General features: G+C 65.8%; 7 protein-coding genes. 4 read left to right on the top strand and 3 right to left on the bottom strand.

Annotation, left to right across the window (positions count from 1 at the left end; genetic code table 11):
- On the bottom strand, positions 1–525 hold a 525-nt coding region (locus AC1D00_RS21885; RefSeq protein ID WP_477012097.1), incomplete at its 3' end, for a hypothetical protein.
- A gap of 163 nt (positions 526–688) precedes the next feature.
- On the opposite strand from AC1D00_RS21885, the gene AC1D00_RS21890 reads away from it, so the two are divergent.
- Positions 689–1,246 (top strand): SET domain-containing protein, encoded by a 558-nt coding sequence (locus AC1D00_RS21890; protein ID WP_135178398.1) that lies wholly within the window; start codon positions 689–691, stop codon positions 1,244–1,246.
- A 142-nt stretch (positions 1,247–1,388) separates the two neighbouring features.
- On the opposite strand, the gene AC1D00_RS21895 is transcribed toward AC1D00_RS21890, so the two are convergent.
- Together AC1D00_RS21895 and AC1D00_RS21900 are read right to left on the bottom strand one after the other, a co-directional pair.
- Positions 1,389–1,787 (bottom strand): hypothetical protein, encoded by a 399-nt coding sequence (locus AC1D00_RS21895; RefSeq protein WP_404557921.1) that lies wholly within the window; start codon positions 1,785–1,787, stop codon positions 1,389–1,391.
- Positions 1,788–1,838: 51 nt separating this feature from the next.
- Positions 1,839–2,069 carry a hypothetical protein gene (locus AC1D00_RS21900; protein WP_477012094.1) on the bottom strand — a complete coding sequence of 77 codons (231 nt, stop codon included), beginning with the start codon at positions 2,067–2,069 and terminating at the stop codon, positions 1,839–1,841.
- Between the two features lie 188 nt (positions 2,070–2,257).
- On the opposite strand from AC1D00_RS21900, the gene xylB reads away from it, so the two are divergent.
- The 3 genes from xylB to AC1D00_RS21915 all read left to right on the top strand — a co-directional run.
- The gene (xylB, locus tag AC1D00_RS21905) at positions 2,258–3,703 is read left to right on the top strand and encodes a xylulokinase (protein ID WP_477012098.1); all 1,446 of its coding nucleotides are present in this window, start codon (positions 2,258–2,260) and stop codon (positions 3,701–3,703) included.
- Between the two features lie 126 nt (positions 3,704–3,829).
- Positions 3,830–5,353 (top strand): sugar ABC transporter ATP-binding protein, encoded by a 1,524-nt coding sequence (locus tag AC1D00_RS21910; RefSeq protein ID WP_477012095.1) that lies wholly within the window; start codon positions 3,830–3,832, stop codon positions 5,351–5,353.
- Positions 5,346–6,237 (top strand): ABC transporter permease subunit (locus tag AC1D00_RS21915; protein WP_477012096.1); only part of this gene is annotated, 892 nt, incomplete at its 3' end. The genes AC1D00_RS21910 and AC1D00_RS21915, both read left to right, overlap by 8 nt.

The raw sequence follows: 6,237 nt of genomic DNA on the forward strand, positions 1-6,237 counted from the left end.
GGCAAAGTCATCCGCGCCTTTGCGCGCAAGTTCATTGGCGGTGGGGTTGGCGATCGCGTCGACATAGGCGACATGGCAGACCGGGCCCGGCGGCAGCCGCGTCACGACCAGCATGGCCTTGGTGTTCGGCCGTCCCTGCTTGTCGGGATCGCTGCCGTCGGCGATGTGCCAGCGTTGGATGATCGCAAACGGTTTTGGGCCGGCGGCGCGCCACTCGACGGTGGTCTCGGATGAATTGAACGGCGCGAACCAGATCTTTGCCGCCGGTTCCTCGGCCGCCTCCTTGCGATTGCGCCCGACCGAGACGATCTCGCGAAGATCGTCCTCGGCGATCAGCACCATCAGGCCGTCTTTGCCGGGACAGATGCGCGTCGTGCTGCCGTCGAGCGCGCTGGGCTTTCCGACCTGGCGGCAGTCCTTGGGCACCGTCGAAGTGTAGGTGCTGCCCACGGATTGGGCGTTCGCGCCACCGAGGACGGCGCACATCAGCAACAGGGCGAGGCACGTTGTGGTGATGCGGGTCATCATGAGGCCTTGATGCATCGGGAACTCCGTACCATCGGACGTCTTGATTGTGGGCAAGGTTCAAACAGGCGCAGCGAAGACCTGACAGCGGCGCGGAATCGTTCTAGAAGAGCGGCTTCGCTTGGGCCCGTCCGGCCTGGTTCGCGTCCTCGTTCTCCAGATCATGCCAGCCACATCGTCGAACAAACCTTATCGCGTCGCCCGCTCCAAGACCGGGCTTGGCCTCTTCGCCACCAAACCGATCAAGAAGGGAACCCGGATCATCCGTTATTTCGGACCGATCCTGGACTCCCGGATTCCTGCGCACGACGAGATCGAGAACAAATATCTGTTCGAGCTCAACGGCCGCTGGACCATCGACGGCTCGGTGCGCAAGAACCTCGCGCGCTACATCAACCATTCCTGCCGGCCTAACGCCGAGTCCGACGTTCGCCCGCGCGAGCGCAAGGTCTTTATCCGCGCCATCCGGAACATCGAGCCGGGCGACGAGATCAACTACGACTACGGCACCGACTATTTCAAAGCCTATCTGAAGCCGATCGGCTGCAAGTGCGAGTCCTGCGAGAAGAAGCGCAAGAAGCTGCGTGCCGAAGCGCGGGCCGAGCGTACCAAGGTGAAGGCGCGCACGGAAGCCAAGGCCAAGAAGGCGGGCGCCAAGAGCGCCAAGAAGAAGCTCAACGGTCACGCCGTCGGCAAGGCGAACGGTAGCGCGCGGGCGTAGCCAGCTCTCGCTCTTCCAGCCCCGCTGTCATGCCCCGGCTTGACCGGGGCATCCAGTAGGCCGCAGCTTCTCCGTATTCAGCTGACGTCTCGGATACTGGGTCGCCCGGCTAAACCGGGCGACGACAGCAGCGGATGTGGCCTCACGCCGCCACAACACGCCCGCTCTTCCGCAATCCCATATATTGCAGCTCGGCGAACACGCCGGTGGCGATCGCCTGGGCCACGACCATGAACTCGCCGGCGATGTTCGGCGAGACCGCGCCCGAGAGCAGCAGCGCGATGCTGCCGACGGTCCAGGCCGCGTTGCCGATCACGACCAGCAGCACGAGCGGCTTCGGCACCGCGGCGCGCGCGGCAAGCCAGCCGACCAGCGCGGTGTAGGCGATCAGGAACAGGCCAGTTTCGCGCAGCAGCGCTTCGGGCAGGTTGAACAGCGTTGCGAAGGCGCCTGCGCCGAAAGTGAAGCCGAGGGCGGCCACGCCGCTGAAGATCGCGTCGGCGAGCAGGGCGCGGCGCAGGAAGGTGGATGCGTCAATCATCGGAGGTCTCCTTGCTGGGGTTGGACTTGGGGTGAAATCATGGGGTGGAAGTCAGCGCATTCCGCGCCACCAGGCGCGGAGCAGGCGGGCGATGCGGAACGGGCAGAGGYTCCTGCCGACGCCGTGCTCGAAGGCGAGCACCTGCGCGACCACGTAGTCGCCGGTCGAATGCACCAGCGGCTCGGGCATGTTGAGGCTGCGCGCCAGCATGCGGGTTGCGAGCGCCATGGCCCAGGGAAGAAGGTGGTCTGCGACGGTCCGGTAGAGCAGCAGCGCGATCATGGTCATCTCCTGTGCTCGGGAAGATGCGCCGCGGCGATGCCGAATTCGATTACCTCGCAGGTAAGCAGGGCGCCCGTGGATCGACGAATGGCAGGGCTTGCCTTGACGCGATCAGGCTTCTTGGATTGATTGGGCCATCCGACCTCGCCACGCCGTCGGCCATCCGACGTCGGCAATTGTATGCATCCATGTATCTCGGCATCGATCTCGGCACCTCGGCGGTCAAGACCGTTCTCGTCGACTCCGCGCAGCGCGTGATTGCGAGCGAAAGCCGGCCGTTGACCACCGCCTCGCCGCTATCAGGCTATTCCGAGCAGGATCCCGCGCAGTGGGTCGATGCGACCTTTGCCACGCTGGATGCCTTGAAAGCGACGCATGCCAGCGCGTTGGCCGTGGTCGAAGGCATCGGACTGTCCGGTCAGATGCATGGCGCCACGCTGCTTGATGCGAGCGCAAGGCCGTTGCGGCCCTGCATCCTCTGGAACGACGGACGGTCCGTCGCTGAGTGCCGTATCCTGGAGCAACGCTGGCCCGCCTTGCGTGCGACGACGGGCAACAAGGCGATGCCCGGATTCACGGCGCCGAAGCTGCTCTGGATTGCGATGCACGAGCCTGAGGTTTTTGCAGCGACGAAACTCGTCCTGCTTCCGAAGGCTTATTTGCGCCTGGTCCTGACGGGCGAAGCCGTCGAGGATGTCTCGGACGCATCGGGCTCGCTGTGGCTCGACGCCGCGCGCAGGGATTGGTCGGATGCAGCGCTGGCCGCGACCGGCCTGTCGCGCGATCACATGCCACGTCTGGTCGAGGGCTGCGCGCCCGCGGCAACGTTGCGCAGCGAGCTCGCGCAACGCTGGGGCATGATCAGACGGCCGATTTTCGCGGGCGGTGCCGGTGACAATCCGGCGGGTGCCGTCGGCATTGGCGCGATCAGGGCGGGAACCGCGTTCATTTCGCTGGGAACCTCGGGCGCCTTGCTGGCGCCGACGAGCAGGATGGCCGCCAACCCGGATCGCGGGGTGCATACGTTCTGCCATGCCATCCCCGCCATGTGGATTCAGGCCGGCGCGATCCTTTCCGCGGCCTCCTGTCTTGCCTGGATCTCGCGCTTGTTCGGCATTGCCGAGGCGGAATTGCTGGCACCGCTTGGGTCGCGCCCGCAGCTGCCCTCGCCGGTGAGCTTCTTGCCCTATCTGGCGGGCGAGCGGACCCCGCATGACGACCCCGTCGTGCGCGGCATGCTCGATGGCTTGAGCCACGGCACCGACCGCGAGGCGATCGTGCAGGCCGTGCTCGAGGGCGTCGCCTTTGCGCTCGCAGATTGCCGGGACGTGCTCGCCGATGCCGGCATCAGGATCGCGGAAGCCGATGCCATCGGAGGCGGTTCACGGTCCCGGTTCTGGCTGGCGGTGCTGGCAAGCGTTCTGAATGTTCCGATCCATCGCTTTGCCGAAGGTGAAACGGGAGCGGCGTTCGGTGCGGCGAGATTGGGGCGTCTTGCTGTCACGGGCGAGGCAATCGACACCGTCTGCACGCCGCCGCGACGCATCGAGACATTCGAACCCGACCGCGTGCTGGTCGATGCCTATGCCGATCGGCTTCCCGCCTGGCGCGAACTGTATCGGCCACGCCAATAGCGCCGTTTCGATTTCGCTTTCCCGCCTGTTCGGTATTGCCCTGTGCCGCGGCGTTTTGTTTAATGCGCGAACCGCGCTGACGAAACGAGACGCGGGTGGGAAACGCATTGTGCGTCGGGAGGCACGATGAACGATCCGATCCTCGAGATGCGCGGGGTCTCGAAAAGCTTCTTCGGTATCAAGGCGCTGCGTGCCGTCGATCTCACCGTCTATCCCGGCGAAATCCATGCCCTGATGGGCGAGAATGGCGCCGGCAAATCGACGCTGATGAAGATATTGTCCGGCGCCTACCGGCCCGATCCGGGCGGAGAGATCCGCATCGAGGGCAAGCCGGTGCGGATCGAAGGCCCGCTCGGCGGCCGCGCCGCGGGCATCTCCATCATCTATCAGGAGCTGTCTTTGGCTCCCAATCTCAGTGTCGCGGAGAATATTTATCTCGGCCGCGAGATTTCGCGCTCGGGCTTGCTGGCGCGTGGCGCCATGCGCCAGGGCGTTGGTCCCATCCTGGAACGGCTGGGCGCGGACTTCCAGCCATCGACATTGGTCGCGCATCTGTCGATGGGCCAGCGCCAGCTCGTCGAGATCGCGCGTGCGCTGCACGCGCGGTCGAAAATCCTGATCATGGACGAACCGACCACCGCGCTGTCGGCCGGCGAGAGCGAGCGGCTGTTCATGCTGATCCGTCAGCTTCGCGCCGAGGGGCTTGCCATCATCTACATCTCGCACCGCATGGACGAGGTCTATGCGCTCGGTGACCGCGTCACCGTCCTGCGCGATGGCCGTCTGGTCGGCTCGCTCGACAAGCCGGAGATCCGCGCCGATACCATCGTGCGGCTGATGGTGGGGCGCGACGTCTCCTCCTTCTACAAGAAGGACCATGACCCGGAGGCGGGGCGGGGACACCCCGTGCTCGGTGCGATCGACATGTCCGACGGCCTGCGCGTCAAGGGTTGCTCGCTCACCGTGCATGCGGGCGAGGTGGTGGGGCTTGCCGGCCTGATCGGCGCCGGCCGCACGGAGCTTGCGCATCTCATCATCGGCGCGGCGGCAAAAACGTCGGGCCGTCTCGAACTCGAAGGCCAGCCGATCGACATCCGCACGCCCGGCGAGGCCCTCGAGGCCGGCATCGCCTATCTGACGGAGGACAGGAAGGCGCTCGGCCTGTTTCTCGACATGTCATGCCTGGACAACATCAATCTCGCGGTGCTCGGGCGCGATGCGAAGCTTGGCTGGTTCCTGGATGGTGACAAGGCGCGCGAGCGTGCCGACAGGGCCTTTGCGGGGCTCAGCATCCGCGCCGCCAATGCCGGCGTGCCGGCCGGGGGCCTGTCCGGCGGCAACCAGCAGAAGGTGCTCTTGTCGCGGCTTCTCGCCATCGCGCCAAAGATCCTGATCCTCGACGAGCCGACGCGCGGCGTCGATGTCGGCGCCAAGTCGGAGATCTATTCGATCATCGACAATCTCGCCAAGGCCGGCACCGCGATCCTGGTCATCTCGTCCGATCTGCCTGAGATCATCGGCATCTGCGACCGCGTCATCGTGATGCGGTCGGGACACATCGCGGGCGAGGTCAACCGAACCGAGACGGCGCCGCTCAATCAGGAGGATATCATGGCACTTGCCACGGGGATGGAGCATCTGGATGCCTGATAACGGATCGACGCAGGCGAAGGCCGCCACGGCAAATGGCCTCGCCGCCGCCCAGGAGACCAGGCGCCAGCGCATCAGGCTGCTGATCCGCGCCGCCGGCATGCTGCCCGTGCTGCTGCTGCTATGCGCCGGCTTTCACTACCTGTCGGACGGCCGTTTCTTCACCGGACAGAATCTCGGCATCGTCTTGCAGCAGGCCGCCGTCAACACCGTGCTTGCCGCGGGCATGACCTTCGTCATCCTGACCGGCGGCATCGATCTCTCGGTCGGCTCGATCCTGGCGGCGTCCGCGATGGCCGGCCTGACGATGTCGAAACTGCCGGAGCTCGGAGCGCTGTGGCTGCCGGCCGCCGTTCTCACCGGTCTCGGCTTCGGTGTCGTCAATGGCGCGCTGATCGCGCTCTTGCGCCTGCCGCCGTTCATCGTCACGCTGGGCTCGCTCACCGCCGTGCGCGGTCTGGCGCGGCTGCTCGGCGCCGACACCACGGTGTTCAATCCTTCCATTSCCTACGCCTTCATCGGCAACGGCTCGCTGACGCTCGTTCCCGGCGTTGCTTCGATCCCGTGGCTCTCGGTGATCGCTTTGCTCGTCATCCTCGCCTCGTGGCTGGTGCTGCGCCGGACCGTGCTCGGTGTGCACATCTACGCGGTGGGCGGCAACGAGAGCGCGGCGCGGCTTGCCGGCATCAAGGTCTGGGCCGTGCTGATCTTCGTCTACGGCGTGTCCGGGCTGCTGGCCGGGCTCGGCGGCGCCATGCAGGCGGCGCGGCTTTATGCGGCCAACGGTCTTCAACTCGGCCAGTCCTATGAACTCGACGCCATCACCGCGGTGATCCTCGGCGGCACCTCCTTCGTCGGCGGTATCGGCTCGATCTGGGGCACGC

This window comes from Bradyrhizobium sp. P2_E8 (assembly GCF_056403875.1).